The 17411-nt window shown below is 64.3% G+C and carries 17 protein-coding genes; 12 read left to right on the plus strand and 5 right to left on the minus strand.

The genetic code is table 11. The features are described from left to right. Nucleotides 1–162 precede the first annotated feature (162 nt). Together RBH26_RS01905 and RBH26_RS01910 are read left to right on the plus strand one after the other, a co-directional pair. Nucleotides 163–1908, plus strand: a complete 1746-nt coding sequence (locus RBH26_RS01905; RefSeq protein WP_306756185.1) for a M48 family metallopeptidase — start codon at nucleotides 163–165, stop codon at nucleotides 1906–1908. A 126-nt stretch (nucleotides 1909–2034) separates the two neighbouring features. Further along, nucleotides 2035–3309, plus strand: coding sequence for a M48 family metalloprotease (locus RBH26_RS01910; RefSeq protein ID WP_306756186.1), 1275 nt, complete (start codon nucleotides 2035–2037; stop codon nucleotides 3307–3309). A gap of 84 nt (nucleotides 3310–3393) precedes the next feature. Here the strand turns inward: RBH26_RS01910 and RBH26_RS01915 are convergent, their stop codons facing one another. Further along, a complete protein-coding gene (locus RBH26_RS01915) occupies nucleotides 3394–4326 on the minus strand; it encodes a DUF4397 domain-containing protein (protein ID WP_306756187.1) in 933 nt (310 codons plus the stop codon). 445 nt (nucleotides 4327–4771) lie between these two features. Here RBH26_RS01915 and RBH26_RS01920 point away from each other — a divergent pair, with 445 nt between their 5' ends. Both RBH26_RS01920 and RBH26_RS01925 read left to right on the plus strand, forming a co-directional pair. Further along, nucleotides 4772–5593: a hypothetical protein gene (locus RBH26_RS01920; RefSeq protein WP_306756188.1), complete on the plus strand. Its 822-nt coding sequence runs from the start codon at nucleotides 4772–4774 to the stop codon at nucleotides 5591–5593. A gap of 123 nt (nucleotides 5594–5716) precedes the next feature. Further along, nucleotides 5717–6067 (plus strand): hypothetical protein, encoded by a 351-nt coding sequence (locus tag RBH26_RS01925; protein WP_306756189.1) that lies wholly within the window; start codon nucleotides 5717–5719, stop codon nucleotides 6065–6067. Between the two features lie 294 nt (nucleotides 6068–6361). On the opposite strand, the gene RBH26_RS01930 is transcribed toward RBH26_RS01925, so the two are convergent. Together RBH26_RS01930 and RBH26_RS01935 are read right to left on the minus strand one after the other, a co-directional pair. Next, nucleotides 6362–7444 carry a hypothetical protein gene (locus RBH26_RS01930; RefSeq protein WP_306756190.1) on the minus strand — a complete coding sequence of 361 codons (1083 nt, stop codon included), beginning with the start codon at nucleotides 7442–7444 and terminating at the stop codon, nucleotides 6362–6364. A 223-nt stretch (nucleotides 7445–7667) separates the two neighbouring features. Next, entirely contained in the window at nucleotides 7668–9074 is a 1407-nt protein-coding gene (locus tag RBH26_RS01935) for a geranylgeranyl reductase family protein (RefSeq protein WP_306756191.1), read from the minus strand. A 212-nt stretch (nucleotides 9075–9286) separates the two neighbouring features. Between RBH26_RS01935 and RBH26_RS01940 the strand changes: the two genes are divergently transcribed. The 8 genes from RBH26_RS01940 (at nucleotide 9287) to fabG (ending at nucleotide 15301) form a co-directional block, all read left to right on the plus strand. Continuing rightward, entirely contained in the window at nucleotides 9287–9622 is a 336-nt protein-coding gene (locus RBH26_RS01940; RefSeq protein ID WP_306756192.1) for a 2Fe-2S iron-sulfur cluster-binding protein, read from the plus strand. Between the two features lie 19 nt (nucleotides 9623–9641). Beyond that, nucleotides 9642–10538, plus strand: a complete 897-nt coding sequence (locus RBH26_RS01945; RefSeq protein ID WP_306756193.1) for a ribonucleoside-diphosphate reductase — start codon at nucleotides 9642–9644, stop codon at nucleotides 10536–10538. A gap of 1 nt (nucleotide 10539) precedes the next feature. After that, entirely contained in the window at nucleotides 10540–11511 is a 972-nt protein-coding gene (locus RBH26_RS01950; protein ID WP_306756194.1) for an NADPH:quinone oxidoreductase family protein, read from the plus strand. A 70-nt stretch (nucleotides 11512–11581) separates the two neighbouring features. Continuing rightward, nucleotides 11582–11827: an acyl carrier protein gene (locus RBH26_RS01955; RefSeq protein WP_306756195.1), complete on the plus strand. Its 246-nt coding sequence runs from the start codon at nucleotides 11582–11584 to the stop codon at nucleotides 11825–11827. After that, a complete protein-coding gene (locus tag RBH26_RS01960) occupies nucleotides 11828–13042 on the plus strand; it encodes a beta-ketoacyl-ACP synthase II (RefSeq protein WP_306756196.1) in 1215 nt (404 codons plus the stop codon). 2 nt (nucleotides 13043–13044) lie between these two features. Then, entirely contained in the window at nucleotides 13045–13617 is a 573-nt protein-coding gene (locus tag RBH26_RS01965; RefSeq protein ID WP_306756197.1) for a holo-ACP synthase, read from the plus strand. Next, nucleotides 13614–14558, plus strand: a complete 945-nt coding sequence (locus tag RBH26_RS01970; RefSeq protein WP_306756198.1) for an ACP S-malonyltransferase — start codon at nucleotides 13614–13616, stop codon at nucleotides 14556–14558. The genes RBH26_RS01965 and RBH26_RS01970 overlap by 4 nt, the downstream gene beginning before the upstream one ends. Further along, entirely contained in the window at nucleotides 14558–15301 is a 744-nt protein-coding gene (gene fabG, locus RBH26_RS01975) for a 3-oxoacyl-ACP reductase FabG (RefSeq protein WP_306756199.1), read from the plus strand. Before RBH26_RS01970 ends, fabG begins: the two co-directional genes overlap by 1 nt. 205 nt (nucleotides 15302–15506) lie before the next feature. On the opposite strand, the gene RBH26_RS01980 is transcribed toward fabG, so the two are convergent. Both RBH26_RS01980 and ftsZ read right to left on the minus strand, forming a co-directional pair. Continuing rightward, complete coding sequence (locus RBH26_RS01980) at nucleotides 15507–15887, minus strand: cyclase (RefSeq protein ID WP_306756200.1); 381 nt, start codon at nucleotides 15885–15887, stop codon at nucleotides 15507–15509. Nucleotides 15888–16098: 211 nt separating this feature from the next. Further along, nucleotides 16099–17271 (minus strand): cell division protein FtsZ, encoded by a 1173-nt coding sequence (gene ftsZ / locus RBH26_RS01985; RefSeq protein ID WP_306756201.1) that lies wholly within the window; start codon nucleotides 17269–17271, stop codon nucleotides 16099–16101. Between the last annotated feature and the right edge of the window lie 140 nt (nucleotides 17272–17411).

The raw sequence follows: 17411 nt of genomic DNA on the forward strand, positions 1-17411 counted from the left end.
CACTCATTCAAACGACATGCGTCCCCCGCAGCCTCCCTCCATCCCGTCTAGTGGCGGTCCACGCCTGCACTGCTGGGTCGAATCCTGCGGTGTCGTCCGATTCGCCCCAGCAGTCGACGGGTGGAACGGTACTAGTCCGCGCCCGCTCGAGGTGGTCCCGTCGTGACGTCGATCCGTACTCGCGCCGGCCTCCTCGTCCGGACGATCGTCGCCGCCATCTGCTGTCTCGTCCTCTCGAGTGCCGTCGTCGGTGCGGCCCTTCTGCTCGTCGCCGTCCCCGTCTACGCGGGCGTTCACTACGGCGTGACGGCGCTTTCGTCACCCCAGTACCTTCCCGGCGCCGACTCCGGTCTCGTCGGCGAGCCACTCGCCGCAGCGCTCGTCGTCGCCGTCGCCATCCCCTGTCTGGCGGCCGTCGAACTGTCGCTGCGGACCGTCCGGACCGCCCGCGACCGCTCGGCACCGGCGGGTGCACTCGCTCAGGGAACAGTGGAACTCGCCTCGTACGTGCTGTTGCTCTCGTCGCTGTTGATCGCGCTGGCCGCGCTGCCGTTCCTGTGGCCGGCGCTGCCCGAACCGGTGTTCGCGCTCCTCGTCTTGCTCGGGTTCTTCTACCTGTTGACGGTCGGCTACACCTGGGCCGCCCACGAGTGGATCCGCTCGAGAGACGACGTCGACGACGAGCGCACGACCGGCGGCAACTGGCTCGTCCTCGGCGTCCTCGCCGTCGGCTACCTCAGCGCCGCCTACTGGTCCGGGTTCGCCCTGCTCATCGTGGCCGCGCTCTGCTGGCTCGTCGTCGGCTCGATCCTCGCACCCGACCACGTCGATCGGATGCGAGACGCCGTCGAGCGCCGCGCTGCCGAAAGCGCCGAGGAGGAACCCGTCGATCCCGACGACGTCTACGGGATCACCGACGAAATTCGACGGCTTCGCGGCCGACTCGAGCGGACCGTGGGTCTCCAACCGACCGTTCCGGCGACCGTCGGCGTGCTCGTCGCGGTCAGTGCCAGTTACTGGGCGACAACCCTCGTCTCCGCCGAGGCGATTGCCGTCTCGCTTGCCGCGATAAGTGCCATCGCGTTCGTCGGCGTCCATGTCGGCGGTGCGATCCGTGCGGAGTTCGCCGGCGACACCGCCGTCCTCCGGACTCTCGATGGACAGCTCGACCGCGAGAGCCCCACGTCAAGCGAGTCGGCGACGCAGGTCGCCGGCGCGGCCTCGAGTGTCGACGATCCAGATGGGCCCGATTCGGCGCACACCTCGCTTCGGTCGACCGTCACCCGACTCGCCGGACAGGCCGACCTCCCGGCCCCCGATATCAGGGTACTCGAGCACCAGATCCCCCTCGCGCTGACGGTGGGCTACCGGCCCGCCGCGTCGACGCTCGTCTGCTCCCGGGGACTGATCGAGACGCTTTCCGACCGGGAACTCGAAGCCGTGATCGCACACGAACTCGCCCACGTGAAAAATCGGGACGCGGCCGTGCTCACGGCGCTGTCTGCACCCGGCGCCGTCGCGAATCTCGCCCGCAGTCGGTACGGCTACAACCCCGTCGTCGAGCCACTCGCGATGGTCGTCCGTCTCGCGAGCCGGTGGTACGTCGCCCTCGTCTCGCGGGGGCGGGAGTACGCCGCTGACGACGGCGCGGTCGCGATCTCCGGCGACCCTGCTGGCCTGGCGAGTGCCCTCGAGACACTCGACGACGACCTCGAGTCCCGTCCGTCGACGGACCTCCGTGAGAGGGATACGGCCGCCGCGTTCGCCATCGTCCCGCCGCCGTGGGAGGAACACCGCTTTTTCGATCGCACCCGGCGGTTCGTCGCCCGCAGGATATTCGGGACACACCCGGCAACGACGAACCGACTCGAGCGGCTTCGAGGTCGGGCCTCGTCGATCGACGACTGATACGGATCGCCGTCCCGGCTCCCGTGAACTCTCTTCGTTACTGCTGTCCGAAAGTATAATTATTATTGACACGTAGCGTCGTATACGACGCTCCGATCGGTCCCAGCGTCTCCCGACTACCCTCCAATGCGACTCGATCGACTCACCCTCGGCCTGTGGCTCCGGATGCTCGTCGCCAGCGTCGTCGCCGTCGTCGGCATCGTCGGCCTCCTCGTCGTCGAGCTCGCGATCGCATCGATGATGGCAGCGGCGTTTATCGCCGCAGTTCCAGGATTCGCCACGATGTTGCTCGGACTCGTGGCCGTCGGGACAGTCGTGTTCGGACTCTGGATCGCGCTCGGGACGGCTTACCGGCGTCTGATGCCCGTACCGCTTGTCGTCGGTCGGATCAGTCACGACGGGCTGGCCCGAGCAGTCGAATCCATCGCTCGAGGGCTAACTAACCCGTCCGTCCCACTCACGCGTCGGGACTTCGCGATCGCCGCCGGCGGGCCCGCCCTCGCACTCGCAAGCTACCTGGCGATCGACGCGTTGCCGTTTATCACGCCGTTTCTGCTGGGGTTCGTCATCGGCGCGGGGTTGGTCTGCTACGGGACCGGTCGACTGCTCTACCACGAGTGGACCGCCGACGGCGCCGTCCGCGAAGGCGCCGCGAAGACCGCTCGCGTGCCGCGGGAGGGTGATCCCGACGACGAACTTGAGGCCGAACGAACGGCCCTCCAGGCACGCGTCGACAGGCTGGCAGCCCAGGCTGACGTTCCCGCTCCAACCGTCGCCCTCGGCCGATCGACCACTCCCGTCGCGGCCTCCGTCGGCTACCGCCCGTCTACGTCGACGATCGTCGTCTCTCGAGGGCTGTGTGACCGACTCTCCGACCGCGAACTCGAGGCCGTGTTGGCCCACGAACTCGCTCACGTCGCGAACCGCGATGCCGCGGTGTTGACGGCGCTCTCGCTTCCTGCAACCAAGTTCGAAGCGATGTTCGGCGAGGAAGACGAGGCAGACGAGGACGGAAACACGGAGACGAAAACCGATTCGCCGGTGGTCGGACCGCACCAGGGATTCATGCTCTTCCCGATGGTGCCGGTCTTCCTCGTGACCTCGGTGGCTATCGCGTCGCTCGCCCGGTACCGCGAGTACGTGGCCGACCGCGGCGCCGTCGCCCTCACCGGCGACCCTGCTGCCCTGGCGAGTGCCCTCGAGACGCTCGATCGGGACGTAACCCGACGACCCGAACGCGACCTGCGAGGCTACGGATCGACGGCGGCGTTTTCCATCGTGCCGCCACCGTGGGAAGAACACCGATTCTTCGATCGGACGCGACGGTTCATCCGTCGGCGCCTGTTCGGCACCCACCCGCGGACCGAAAAACGGATCGAGCAGTTACGAACTCGCGTCTGATCGGTCGTCTCGAGCGTTCTCGGCCGATGCGTTTCGCTCGAGAGATCGATGGCGCGGTCGGGATCCCAACGTATTTGTCTCCTCTCAGTAGCCGCCGCTCGAGTCGTCGTCTGCTTTGTCGTGGTCGTCGTGCATCCCAGCTCCATCGTCGCCGTCGTGACCGTTCCCATCGTCTTCGCCGTGCATCTCGTCGTCGTGACCGTTCCCGTCCTCGCCGTACATTTCGTCGCCGTCTGCGTCGTGGGCATCGTCGTGTCCGGCGTCGAGGACGACCTCGAGGTCGAACGCCTCGTCGGCCGGCGCCATCTCGGGTTCGAGGTAGCCGACGGCAAACGCGGAGTAGACGTTCCCTGCAGCGGGACTGAACCCGAACGTCGCGACGACGTCGCCGTCGTTGCCGTCGGTCGCCGGCCGGATCTCGAGGGTGTAGTCGCCGGGTTCGACGTCGACTGCTGCCGCGTCGCCGAAAGCCGCGTCCTCGAACAGCACCGTCTCGCCGTCGCCAACCGTGACGTCGACGGCGGGGGCGTCCGGCGAGGCGTGGACGAGTCGCACGCGGACGTCGTCGCCCGGGTCGCTCAGATCGTCCTCGAGGACGGCCGGTGCGAACGGGTGGTTCTCCGCAGCGAGTTCGCCGAGCGCAGCGATCGTGTAGTTCCCGTCGCCGACGTCGACTCGGTCGTCGAAGACGACGGTGTCCGGATCGTCCGCGGCCGCAATCGCGACGTCGTACGTCGCAGGTGCGACCTCGAGGTAGTCGCTGACCGCCCGGTAGGGGACGTCCTCGAGGACGGTGTCACCGTCGAGGGTGACGTCGACGTTCGGTGCGTCCGGCGAGAGGTGGGCGACGCGGATGCCGGCGTCGCGGTCACTCGAGCCGACGTCAGTGTCGTCGGTCGTTCCTTCGGTCGCTCCGTCGTCGTCCATCCCGTTACCGCTGAGACAGCCAGCGAGTCCGATGACCCCCGTCGCTCCGATGAGTGTTACCGCGTTCCGTCGCGTGTATTGTCGAACCATCGAGACACTGTATCCGGCCAACAAGAATAGCAGAGACCCCTAACCAGGTAGGATTTCGGCCAGTGCGTATTTATGTCATGTCCGAAGCAACGTCTGTCCGAGAACGTATAGTATCGAGAAGATACTGTTTTTTGGACCGAACGGTCCCGCTCCTCGAAACGAGTTCGATCGATGGTGACGACGGTATCGGTCCCTCGAGTCACACCCCGGGACACCAATTCAGCCGGCGTCTTGGTGCACACTTGCCGCCTCCTTATTCCTCTCGCAAAGCAGCCTCGATAAGCCGCCGCTGTCACGCGGTTCTTCTCTTAGTTAAAGACAGATGGACATAGTTGTTGGTTAACCCGGCGACAGGACAGCGTTTAGTATCTTTATTTTAACCATCTGTTATTATTTAGAATAATAAAAATTTTTAAGCTACTATTAGTCAATGTGTTAACTGAAGATGAGAGAAACAAATTCATCAATTCGACGACGGACGATCCTAAAATCAGCCGCGGCAACGACGACTGGTTTCGCTGCTTCGACAATGAGCGTTACTGCTAAGGAATTGACGAATTCAGAGCGTGACGAATTTATTAAAAGAACACGTTCGGACAAGAAGGTTAAAGAATTAATTGAGCAATATGGTTTCATTGGTGAACAAAGATGGGACGATGCTGAAGTAACTGAAGTTACAAAAGATGATGAAACAACATACTTTGTGCGAATTCCATATGTTGTTGATGGAACGGAGAAAAAGCCAGAAAGTGCAGAGATCGTATGGACCAACAACGAAGAGCTGCCACCGACTGCAGTCCATACTAAAGAAGACAAATCCGGAGCCATCTTTGTATCAGCATATTTCCCTTCAGAATCCGGTGATGAGAATGTCCTAAACGTCTCGATAGACCAGGATCAAAAACAATCCAGTCGCGGTGAGTTCACACCCCAGCAGGTGACTGGACCAGCAGGAATGTGTGGATTTGGTAAGTTTCCCAACCTCTCGTGTGCATACGATTGGGTGGAGGCTAACGAGCAAGTGTCTCGCAGTTGTAGTATCTTTACAGCCTCTATTGCCACAGGAGTGAAACCAGTTATTGTTGCCTCCGGACTATGGTGTGCTTGGGATCTTGAACAGGAAGGAATTTCTCCAGAAGATTGTGACCTCTGTACTAGTGATCTCAGTGAAGCAGCATCCGGAATCCCCATTGATCCAAGTGACATTCCCACAGACCCTGACGACTTCCCAAGTCGTCCCTCCTGGAGTGATCTTTCACCAATCTAATAACAGATGATCTGGAATATGAGTTTATATAATTAATCTAATTATAAATTTTATTATGTATAAATAATATTGCTATTGTGTAGGGGAGTAAAACTATTGTGGCTGAAGCAAGAATATGACACCATGCCCACAGCAAACGGATTCCGAAGGCTATTACGAACCTCTGGATGGACTGTTGGTCTCATCGTTGTTTTCGCCGTGTTAGGGCTTCAATTGGTGCTCTTGTATTCATCTATATCCAATGGAGAAAACAACGTTATTCTATCGCTGACAGGGGTATACGTAGCCGCTATGCTCGTCTTTGGATATGCAACGAAACGCCTCCAATCAGAACGGTTCCTTGCTGTTCTCTTCGCTGGATGGTCACTTCTTATGGCCACCAATTATGTTATTAGCACTTCGGTCGGCGATGCAATGATAGCCGGCTTTACCGCAATCTGTGCAGTATACTATCTCTATGAATGGCTAGCTTAGCATTGGTCTTTAGTTAGGCCTCAGCAGTCGGTTTGATGGCGGTAGCGAGTTGTTCTTGGAGAAAGGGTTGGGGACAGCGATCTCGTCGAGCCCGTACTCCACGAGGTCGAACAGATCTGCTTCAAACGTCGGCGTCAGCCGCTGATAGAACACTTCTGACACGAGTATGAGCGTGTCGAGCGAGTCGACGAGGAGTGCGAGACGGTCCCAGTCTCGCCGTTGCCCCGTGGGTGTCTCATCTGTCCGATCTCGAGGGCGACCGCTCTTTAGGGCGGGAGGATGTCAACCGAGGGCCTACCACTTCTCGGGCCACGTTCCGATGGCCTCGTACTGGATCCGGACTTCCCGGACGTTGTCTGAGTGGCCGTCGAACTCCCAGGTTTTGACCGGTCGTCCGTCCCTCTCGACGATCCTGTGGACGGTTCCATCGTAGGCGCAACTGTACAGTTCGCTGTTGTCGCGGCGGACGGCGACCTGATGGGCCTTGCCGTCCCACCAGTAATCGTCGGTCGGCACGGGATCGTCCGGATCGGTGTGGTGATACACCCACTGTCGGGTCGGCGTGCCGTCTTCCTCACGGACGTAGTGGACTTCTCCGGCGTTGGTCGCGACGTAGAGGTCGCCGTCGGGCGTCCTCGAGGCCCCGAAGACGATGTTGTTGCTGTCGTAGGCCCACTCGAGTCGGGGTTCCGATCCCGGATCGGTGTCGACCAGCTTGTACAGCCGGTGGTCCTCACAGCCGACGTACAGTTCGTCGTCGGGTCCCCACAGCAGTTCCCGAACGATCTCGCCCGTCTCCGGCGACCACCGCCAGTGTCGATACGGTTCGCCGGCCTCTTCGCCGAGGAGATGCACCTCGTTGTTCTTGAGACCGACGGCGACCTCACCGGTCCGTCGCGGCGCGCTCGCGACCATCCCGTCGGCTCCCGACCAGGTGTACTCCCAGGCCCGTCGTGGTTCCCCGTCGTCCTCGACGATCTTGTGAAAGCCGTGTTCGTTCCACGAGCCGAGGTAGTAGTCGTTGTCCCTGTCGACGGAGACGCCCCGAATCGAACTCCTGAGGCCGTCGTACCGCCAGCGCAACCGTGGCCGACCCTCGCCACGGACCCACTTCTCGAGTCCGTCGCCGCGATTACAGACCAACACGTCGTGGTTCCGGTCGAGTTGGATATCGGTCGTCTGGTCCGATCGCGACTCGTTCCAGACCATTCGATAGTCGTCCCCGTCGTCGACCAGTGCGAACATCTCTGCGTCATACGAACAGGTGTAGAGCCACTCGTCGGCGGGGACGTCGGTGACCGGAACGTTCGAGAAACAGCCAGCGAGAGCGCCGACGGTACCCGTCCCAGTCGCACAGAGGAACCGTCGTCGATGCATGCTCTACGTTTTCGATCGACGACAGATATGCTTTCTGAACAGTCTTTCGAGACTATCGTTCGAAGATACCTGGCCGGCCACTCGGAGGCGTCTATGATACGGATTGCTGTACCGATTTACCGGCGCAACCGCAGTCCGGGTCGCGGTTACGCCGGTAACGACTGACAGTAGTCCGTATGAGACACAGAACCGAAGCGACCGAGACGGACGCTCGAGGTCGAGATCAGTACTTCGGGTCGGCGCCGGTCGTCTCGTAGACGGCTTCCATCAGGTCGTCGCGACGTTCCTGCCAGTGTTCGAGCGCGGCGGGATGGTGTGGGTACTCCTCGTAAAGTTCGAGCAGGTCGTCAGCCCGCCGTTTGGTCTGGAAGAGGTTCCAGATGGTGCCCCAGTGGCCACGACTCTCGAGGAGACTCTCGACGGCGAGTTTCGGGCCGATGCTCGTACTGCCCGAGTACAGCGCCTCGGCGAGTTTCTCGCCAGGCATGGCCGCGAGCAGCCCCATCAGGTCGTCGACGTCGACGGCCGTCGAGAGGATGTTGTAGACGTCTAAGGCGGCATACCGCGCGCCGAAGTGGTCCATCACGCGCTCGTTGTACTCCCAGAGGACTTTCTCGCTTACGTCACCGGTCTCGAGGCCTTCGACTGCAGCCTCGGCGGCGTACTTGCCGGCGTAGGCGGCGCCTGCGATGCCGCCGCCGGTCGTCGGGTTGACGTGGCCCGCGGCGTCGCCGACAGCCATGTACCCCGGGTGGACGGCGGAGTCGTAGGGGCGCCGCGTCGGGAGGGCAGCGCCGAGTTTGTCGTCGACCTCCGCGCCGTCGAACTCGGGGCGGTTCTCGAGGTCGCGTTTGAGGTCGTCGACGAGTGTCATGGGCTCTTCAGTCATCTGGAATCCGAGTCCGGCGTTGATCTCCGTCTCGGTGCGCGGGAAATACCAGAGATAACCTGCGGCGCGTTCGGTCGACTTGAACACCAGCGCGTCCGACCACTCGACGGGCTCCTCGACGTGGACGACCTCGCGGTAGGCCGAACAGAAGTGTGAGTAGTCGACGTTGGTGTCGAACGTCGACGTCGAGAAGTCGACGGTGTCCTGGAGCACCGACAGCGAGCCCGCGGCGTCGATCACGACCTCGGCCTCGTAGGTTCGAGGCTCACCCTTCTGAACGGCCTCGATACCGGTCACGCGTCCGTCGTCGGCCTGGGTGACGTTCTGGACGACGGTATCGTAGTGGACGTCGGCGCCGGCATTTTTCGCCCCCTCGATGATCAGCTGGCCGTACTCCCAGCGGTCGATGACGGCCAGTTCGCCGGGAATCGGGATCTCGAGGACAGTGTCCTCCTGAGGAATCTCGAAGCGGCCGTGGTCGACGCCCGTGTTCGTAAACGCGGACTCGATCTGAGATTTCGGAATCGACTCGGGAAACGCGTCGGCGCCTTTCAGCGCGTCCCCGCAGGCGATGTGGCCCGCCTCTTCCTCGGACTTTCGCTCGACGACGACGACGTCGTACCCCGCCCGTGCGACGGTCGCAGCGGCGTAACATCCGGCCGTCCCGGCCCCGACGACGACCACGTCCGGGGAGTGCGTCTCGGACGCGGCGGTGGTGCCAGACTGCTCCTGCGTACTCATACCAACACTGTCCACACTACGTGAAGAAAACGTTTTTCGTGTTATCTGTCGGTCTCACGGGGCCGAAATCGGGACCCAGCGTCGGGTCGGCCCGTGTCTCGAGCGCTCGAAGCGCGATCGACGGCAGTGACAGGTCTCGAGTGCCGACTTTCGTCGAATCTGGTAAACCAGGTTGATAAAGAGTTTTGATGGGGTCTTCCGTATCGAGTCCCATGACGGAGTATACGGTCGAATTCGTCGGAACGGGTGAGACGATCACCTGTTCTGACACGGAGACGATTCTCAGTCGGTGTCTCGAGGAGGGCATCGCCCAGGAGTACTCGTGTCGCGTGGGGATGTGTCTGGCCTGTTCGGCCGAGATCATCGAGGGCGAGGTCACCCAGCCCGCAGCCCGCGGCCTGACCGAGAAAGAGGCCGAGACGTACGCGTTGACCTGTATGGCGCGCCCGCAGTCGGACCTGAAACTCGACCGCGGGAAGTATCCGCCGAGCATCGAGGGCGACCTCGAGGCCGACGAGTCGAGCGGTGCGGCGCCTGCGGACGACTGAGACAATCGAACGACCACGCATGCAACCCGGCAAAGCCCAAGCGAAGGAACTCTCCGACACCGACTCGAGGGCGGGGCGGTACTTCCGACACGCGACGAGCGGCCACTGGGATCCGTACGCGATCGATATCGAACAGGACCGCGAGACGCTGGTCGACCTCGGTCGACGCCCGTTCACCCAGTTTCGTGCGACGGTCGCGATGTTCGGGGCCGGCGAGGAGGCCGTCGTCGACGATCTGCTCCCGCTGGCGACGGCACTCGAGGCCGACGACGATCAGCGGTTCGTCGCCAGCCACCTCTACGAGGAGGCCAAACACGCGGCCTTCTTCGATCGCTACTGGACGGACGTGATCAATCCCGTCGAGGAAACCCGCGGTCTCGAACCGACCGATCCCACCGCCGACCGCTGGTTTCCCGACGCCTACGTGGAGATCCTCGATCGAACGGAGACCGCGATGGAGAGACTTCTCGAGGCCGATACGCCCGAACATCGCGCGGCAGCGTACGCACACTATCACCTGACGATCGAAGGCGTGTTCGCACAGGTCGGTTTCCGGGCTGTCCGGGAGACGTTCGGCTCCGAAACCGACGGACCGGTGTTACACGGGCTCACCGAGGGGTTCGAACACATCCGGCGTGACGAGGGCCGACACGTCGGCTTCGGTCTCGCGAAACTCGAGGGGTTGCTCGCCTCCGGCGCGGTCGATCAAGAGCGGATCGAGGACGTCGTCACGACGCTCGCTCCGCCGGTCGACGCTATCGCCGAACGGATGGGATGGAAACGACTGCCGGGACCGTCGAGTGACGACCTCGCGGCCGAAGCAGCCGACCAGCGAGCGAAGCGTCTGGCCCAGCTGACGGCGGAGGCGGCGTCGACCGCCACGACGAACTCCACGTCGCGAAACGGGGGCCGATAGGATGGACGCTATCGAGGTCGCCGAGTACGGGGACAGCGACGTACTCACGGTCACGGAACGGGAGCCACCCGCGGCCGGCGACGGTGACGTCCGGATCGACGTCCGTGCCGCCGGCGTGAACTTCGCCGACGTCGAACAGCGCCGCGGAACCTATCCCGACGGCCCGTCTCCGCCGTTCGTCCCCGGCCTCGAGGTCGCCGGAACGGTCGCAGCAGCCCCGGACGACGCGGCCGTCGACGTCGGCGATCGGGTCGCGGCACTGGCCTCGAGTGGCGGGTACGCCGAGGTGGCGACCGCGCCGGTCGAGCGAACGTTCCCGGTGCCGGACTCGTTGTCGCTCCGTGAGGCGGTCGCGATTCCGGTCCAGGGACTGACCGCCCACAACGCCCTCCACGAGTGGGGCGGGCTGGAGGCCGGTGAGCGCGTCTTGATCCACGCCGCTGCGGGCGGGGTCGGCTCGCTCGCCGTCCAGTTGGCTGCCGTCGCGGATGCGGACGTCTTCGCTACTGCAAGCACCGACGCGAAACGCGACCTCGCCGTCGAACTCGGCGCCGATCACGCGATCGATTACACCGAAACCGACGTCGCGGCGGCGATCGACGACCGGACCGACGGCGACGGCGTCGACCTCGTTCTCGACGGCGTCGGCGGCGACGCCTTCGCCGCGAGCCTCGAGGCACTCGCTCCCGCCGGACGGATCGTCTCCTTTGGCATGGCCAGTGGCTCGGTGCCGACCGTGGCGACGCCGCGGCTGTTCTTCGAGAACCAGTCGGTCGTCGGCTATCACCTCGAGCACGCGCTCGAACACGTTCCCGACCGCGTCCACACGGCGCTACCGGAACTGACCGACCATCTCGCTGCCGGTCGGATCGAAGTCGTCGTCGACGAGACGGTTCCCCTGTCGGCGGCAGCGCGGGCTCACGACGCGCTGGCAGACCGCGAGACCGTCGGCAAGGTCGTCCTCGAGCCGTGATCCGTGGCCTCGCGGGACGGGAGCCCGTAAACAGATCAATTTTTTATAGTTGACGAGAGAGTGGACGGATATGTCCAACGCGACCGACGTAGTGAATCGACTCGAGGAGATCATCGCCGACAGACTTCGCGTCGACCGGGACGCGTTCGACGAGACGACCGAGTTCGAGGCCGAACCGCTCGATGCGGAGTCGCTCGACATGGTCGAACTCGCCGAAGCGATCGAGGCCGAGATCGGCGTCCACGTCCCCGACGACGACCTCGCCGAGATCGAAACCGTCGGCGACCTCCGAACGTACGTCACGGAACGCGTCTGAATGGTTCGAGACGTCGTCGTAACCGGCGTCGGGCTGGTGACACCGCTTGGCGAAACCGCCGACGAAACCTGGAGGGAACTCCGTTCGGGTGTCACTGCCGCGGACTCGATCACGCGATTCGATCCCGACGAGGCGGCGGTCCGGTCGCGGATCGCGTGTGAAATCGGGGACGACCCCGTGGCGACTGGAAGCGAGTGGGTCGACGAGCGGGCGATGGGCCGCTACGCCGAACTCGCCGTCGCTGCGGCCGCGGAGGCGATCGAAGACGCCGGGTTCGAGCCCGACGATCCCGCCTGGCAGTCCGAGCGGGCCGCGACCAGTATCGCGTCGGCCTTCGCCGGCCTGCCGGAGATCGAGTCGGCCGCTGGCGACCGTCCGTCGCCGCGGTTTCTCATCACCGCGCTCGCGAACCTGGCTGCCGGCCACGTCAGCATGGCCTTCGATCTCCGCGGCCCGAATCGCTCGCCTGCGACGGCCTGTGCGGCTGGCACGCACGCGATCGCCGACGCGGTTGCGGACATCCGAACCGGCCGCGCCGACGTCGCGGTCGCCGGCGGAACCGACGCGCCGATCTCTCCGCTCGGCGTCGGAAGCTTCGACGCGATGCGGGCGCTTAGCACCCGCAACGACGAGCCCGAGCGGGCGAGCCGACCGTTCGACGCCGACCGGGACGGATTCGTCCTCGCCGAGGGCAGCGGGATTCTCGTCCTCGAGGCCAGGGATCACGCTGCCGAACGCGGCGCGAAGCCGTACGCTGCGGTCACGGGAACCGGGCTGACCGGCGACGCACACCACCCGACGCGGCCAGCCGAAGGCGGTCGCGGCCTCCGACGGTGTCTCGAGTGTGCGCTCACCGACGCCGGACGCGAGTCGGCCGCCGTCGACCACGTCAACGCTCACGGGACGAGTACGCCGACGGGCGATGCCTGCGAGGCCGACGCGCTCCGGACGCTCTTCGATACGGTGCCGCCAGTTACGAGCGTCAAGGGGTCGCTCGGCCACACCCTCGGCGGTGCCGGAGCGATAGAGAGTGCGATCCTCGCGCGTTCGATCGCCGAGGGAACGATTCCGCCGACGGCGAACTACGAGACGCCGGATCCGGCGTGTGACGTCCCGGTCGTAGCCGAAACGCGCGAGACCGCCCTCGAGGTCGCTGTGACCACGTCGGCGGGCTTTGGCGGAACCAACGGCGCGCTCGTCTTCGAACACCCGTGACGATGAACGGCACCGACAACGACGATCCGGACGACGGATTCGCCGCCACTACCGACGATATCCGTGCGTTGGCGGCCGACGCCGCACTCGAGTCCCACGGTGTCGAAACCGGTGGTCCCGCACCTATCGTTCGACACGGCATCGACGTCGTCTCGATCGGCCGCATCGCCGACCTGCTCGCGGAGTTCGGCGCGTCGTTTCGCGGTCGGGCGTTTACGGACGCGGAGTGTGCCTACTGCGAGGGCAGAGGCGAGCCGGCACAACATTACGCCGCCCGGTGGGCGGCCAAGGAGGCCTTCTGCAAGGTTCTCGCCGAGGAATCGCCGGCGATCCCGCTCGATTCGATCGAAGTCGTTCGCGAGGCGACCGGTCCGCGACTCGCCCTCGAGTCGCCCGCCGCCGAGACGCTCGCCGCGTCCCTCGAACGGGAGGGCGTCGACCCCGACGCGGTGGCGATCGACGTTTCGCTCAGCCACGATCGGCGCGTCGGCTACGCCGTCGGTTCGGTGACCGTCGTCGGGATCGAAACCGGATCCCGATGTGATCGACCTACTGACGAGAATACTGAGAGATGATGGATACGGACGAAGCGACGACACGTACGGACACGGCCTTTGTCTTCCCCGGGCAGGGGAGCCAACGCCCCGGGATGGGACAGGAGTTCTACGACGCGTGGCCGGAGACGCGAGCCACGTTCGACGACCTCGATTCGGCCCTCGAGATCGATCTCTCCGATCGGTGTTTTCGGGACGAACTCGAGGAACTCACGCGACCACGAAACGCACAGCCGGCGCTTTTGGCAGCCGGATACGCGACGTATGCCGGCATCACGTCTCGGTTCGGCGTCGAGCCGACCTACGTCGCCGGCCACAGCCTGGGCCATTTCACGTCGCTTGCAGTCGCGGGCGCGGCGTCGCCGACCGACCTCGTCGACGTCGTTCGTCGGCGTGGCACGTTCATGGAACGGGCCGAACGCGACGCGGGGCCCGGGACGATGATGGCGGTCTTGCTCGTCGACCGAGCGACGGTCGCCGACGCCTGTAGCGACCGCGACGACGTCGGCGTCGCGCTGTACAACGGGCCGCGACAGACCGTGGTAAGCGGGACGCTCGAGGGGATCGAAGCCGTCCGGAACGCACTCGACGACACCGACGCGCGGTTTCGCGAACTCGAGGTCGGCGCGGCGTTTCACTCACCGGTGATGGCGTCGGCAGTCGACCCCGTCGAAGACGTGATGGCGTCGCTATCGATGCGCGAGGCGTCGATCCCGATCGTCTCGGACGTCTCGGGGGCGGTCTACACCGACCCGGACGTCGCCCGTCGGGATCTTACGACACAGATCACCGCGCCCGTCGACTGGGTGGGCGTCGTCGAGACGCTGAAGCGCCGCGGCGTCGACCGATACGTCGAGTTCCCGCCGACCGGCGTCCTCTCGAGTCTCATCGAACGGATCCATCCGGACGCGGAGTGTTACACACTCGAGACGCCTGCCGACGCCCGGGAGGTGTTTGCCTGATGGCCGAGTTTCGTGACGAGATCGCCGTCGTCACCGGCGGCACCCGCGGGATCGGCCGCGCCGTCGCGGAGCGATTCGCCGACGGCGGTGCGACGGTGATCGTCACCTACCACGCCGACGAGGAGGCGGCCGACCGGACGCGTGACGCGCTGGCGACGTCTCCGACCGAGACCGCAGTCGAGCGGTGTGACGTGACTGACTTCGACGCCGTCGCGGCGGTGTTCGAGACGGTCGCCGAGCGATACGGACCGCCGACGATCCTCGTGAACAACGCCGGCGTGATGGACAACGGCCTGTTGGTCCGGATGGCCCCCGAGCAGTGGCGACGCGTCCTCGAGACGAACCTCTTCGGACCGTTCTACTGTACACGCGAGGCGGCGCGGTCGATGCTTCGACACGACGGCGGACGGATCGTCAACGTCGCAAGCGTTGCGGCACGGCGCGGCTGGGCGGGACAGGCCAACTACGCCGCGAGCAAGGCCGGACTCATCGGACTGACCCGCGCGGCGGCGCGAGAACTCGGTGGCAAGGACATCCGCGTCAACGCCGTCGCGCCGGGGTACACCGACACCAGCTTGCTGGAAGACGTCGCCGACTACGAGACACTCGTCGAGGACCGAACCGCGAGCGGACGGGTCGCGACTCCCGACGAGATCGCCGACGCGATCGCGTTCCTGGCCAGCGATGCCGCGTCGTACGTCAACGGCGAGGTGCTCAGAGTCGACGACGGACTGCTCGGCTGATACTTCCGGACAAAAGTCAGTAAACACCCGATCGCGCCTCGACGCCTGTCGCGTTCCGCGACAGCGTCTCGAGTGCGATCGGTGTGTGCATCGTTTTGTCCGGTAGTATGAGACGGACTGCTGTCCCGATTTCCCGCCGATCGTCATACGCGAGTCGAACGACGCGGTGTGACCGACGATCATCCCGGGTGTGACGACGAGGCCGTTAGTCGCGTTCGTGAACGACCGTCTCGTCACCGAGACCTGCAAACCGATGAGTGTGGCGCCACGTCTCGTACGGACCGCGCCCCTCGAGTTGTTCGTCGACGAAAGACGCGCGATCGTCGTTTACCTCGCGCTCGACGATTTCGACGACCCACTCGCGTTTGGGGGCGGAGTCGAGTCCGAAGGGTTGCAACTCGAGGTGGACTTCCGTCCCGACGCGATACCCGTCAGGATCGAGGTCTCCGTCGGGACCGACCGTATGCGAGACCGCCATCCCCGTCCAGTCCGGCGTTAGAATCTCGAGTTCTTCGACGCCGTCGTAGAACTCCCAGACGGTCTCGAAGTCGGCCGGGATCACCGAGACCCTCTCGTAGGTCGGCATACTGGACTCGCGTTCTTACTGACATAAATAGATTCCACCGACGATCGGCAGCTACGAAGGGGCACGATAGTGTCGGTTCCGACCTGTCGAACGCGACGTTCGATCTATTTCGGCCGCTGCGTGTACCGCCAACAGTATAAAACGGTGCCGAGCAGTGAACCGGTGGACTCCCTCCCGAGTTTTCTGCTCTCGCGTCGTCAGTGACTGCCGATCAGTCGACGAAGTCGATGTCGTCGCCGCCCCCTCCGACTCCCGCGGGCTGGACGGCCTCGCCGTCGGGCTGGCCGTAGATCTGTGGCGACTCGACGCCCGTGACGACGATCATCGTCCGCATGCTACCCTCGAGTTGCTCGTCGATGGAGGTCCCCCAGATGATACGGGCATCGGGGTCGATCCGGTCGTAGATCTCCTCGACGACGCCTTCGGCCTCCTCGATGGCCATGTCGTTGCCGCCGGTGACGTTGACCAGCGCGGAGCTGGCCCCGGAGATGTCGACGTCCAGCAGCGGCGAGCGCAGCGCGGTCTTGACCGAGTCCTCCGCTTTCGCTTCCGAGTCCGACTCGCCTAAGCCGATCATGGCGACGCCGCCACGTTCCATGACGGTCCGCACGTCGGCGAAGTCCAGATTGACGAGGCCGGGTTTCGTGATCAGTTCCGTGATCCCCTTCACCGAGCGCATCAACACCTCGTCGGAGACTTTAAACGCCTGGCGGACGGGCAGTTTGCCCACCGAGTCGAGCAGACGGTCGTTGGGGACGACGATGACGGTGTCGGAGACGTCACGCAGGCGCTCTAAGCCGGCTTCGGCGTTGGTCCGCCGGACCTCGCCTTCCGCGGTAAAGGGCGTCGTGACGATCGAAATCGTCAGCGCGCCGGCCTCGCGGGCGGCCTTGGCGACGACGGGTGCGGAGCCAGTTCCGGTACCACCGCCCAGTCCGGCCGTGACGAAGACCATGTCGGAGCCGTCGATGGCGTCGTAGATGTCCTGTTGGCTCTCGAGGGCGGCCTCCTCGCCGACCTGTGGGAGCGAGCCGGCGCCGCGACCGCCGGTTTTCTCCTCGCCCATGAGGATCTTCGTGTCGGCCTCGATCTCCACGAGGTGCTGGACGTCCGTGTTGGCGGCGACGAGTTTCGCGCCGTGGATTCCCTCCTCGTGCATGCGGTTGACGGTGTTGCCACCGGCACCGCCACAGCCGACGACCGTGATGTCGGTCTGGAGGTCCTGGAGGACGTCTTGCAGTTCGTCGTCGGTCATCGTACCCGTTCGGTCGTCCGATTCCGCTCCGTTCGCCGACTGCCCGCCCTGTGGTGGGGCGTCGTCGGGGACCGTCTCGCCGTCCCCGGCTTCGGCCTCGTCGATGGCGTCGTCGATGATGGAGTCCATTCTTGACCCTGTCTAGAAGATGGAGCATAATTACCTTTCCCCTACACGTCAGACGCCTGTCCGACATCGTCGGGGGTGTGTAGCTGTCACCTCGAGCGAGTAACGTGTCCCGTTCTCGGCCGGGATATCGGGCGCTTACT

It is taken from the genome of Natronolimnohabitans sp. A-GB9, from assembly GCF_030848565.1.
GTDB lineage: Archaea > Halobacteriota > Halobacteria > Halobacteriales > Natrialbaceae > Natronolimnohabitans.

Coding starts and splice junctions, on each gene's coding strand:
- RBH26_RS01945 (WP_306756193.1), top strand. CDS start 9,642: ATGCAACCCGGCAAAGCCCAAGCGAAGGAACTCTCCGACACCGACTCG.
- ftsZ (WP_306756201.1), bottom strand. CDS start 17,271: ATGGACTCCATCATCGACGACGCCATCGACGAGGCCGAAGCCGGGGAC.
- RBH26_RS01970 (WP_306756198.1), top strand. CDS start 13,614: ATGATGGATACGGACGAAGCGACGACACGTACGGACACGGCCTTTGTC.
- RBH26_RS01910 (WP_306756186.1), top strand. CDS start 2,035: ATGCGACTCGATCGACTCACCCTCGGCCTGTGGCTCCGGATGCTCGTC.
- RBH26_RS01920 (WP_306756188.1), top strand. CDS start 4,772: ATGAGAGAAACAAATTCATCAATTCGACGACGGACGATCCTAAAATCA.
- RBH26_RS01980 (WP_306756200.1), bottom strand. CDS start 15,887: ATGCCGACCTACGAGAGGGTCTCGGTGATCCCGGCCGACTTCGAGACC.
- RBH26_RS01935 (WP_306756191.1), bottom strand. CDS start 9,074: ATGAGTACGCAGGAGCAGTCTGGCACCACCGCCGCGTCCGAGACGCAC.
- fabG (WP_306756199.1), top strand. CDS start 14,558: ATGGCCGAGTTTCGTGACGAGATCGCCGTCGTCACCGGCGGCACCCGC.
- RBH26_RS01930 (WP_306756190.1), bottom strand. CDS start 7,444: ATGCATCGACGACGGTTCCTCTGTGCGACTGGGACGGGTACCGTCGGC.
- RBH26_RS01940 (WP_306756192.1), top strand. CDS start 9,287: ATGACGGAGTATACGGTCGAATTCGTCGGAACGGGTGAGACGATCACC.
- RBH26_RS01955 (WP_306756195.1), top strand. CDS start 11,582: ATGTCCAACGCGACCGACGTAGTGAATCGACTCGAGGAGATCATCGCC.
- RBH26_RS01915 (WP_306756187.1), bottom strand. CDS start 4,326: ATGGTTCGACAATACACGCGACGGAACGCGGTAACACTCATCGGAGCG.
- RBH26_RS01965 (WP_306756197.1), top strand. CDS start 13,045: ATGAACGGCACCGACAACGACGATCCGGACGACGGATTCGCCGCCACT.
- RBH26_RS01950 (WP_306756194.1), top strand. CDS start 10,540: ATGGACGCTATCGAGGTCGCCGAGTACGGGGACAGCGACGTACTCACG.
- RBH26_RS01960 (WP_306756196.1), top strand. CDS start 11,828: ATGGTTCGAGACGTCGTCGTAACCGGCGTCGGGCTGGTGACACCGCTT.
- RBH26_RS01925 (WP_306756189.1), top strand. CDS start 5,717: ATGCCCACAGCAAACGGATTCCGAAGGCTATTACGAACCTCTGGATGG.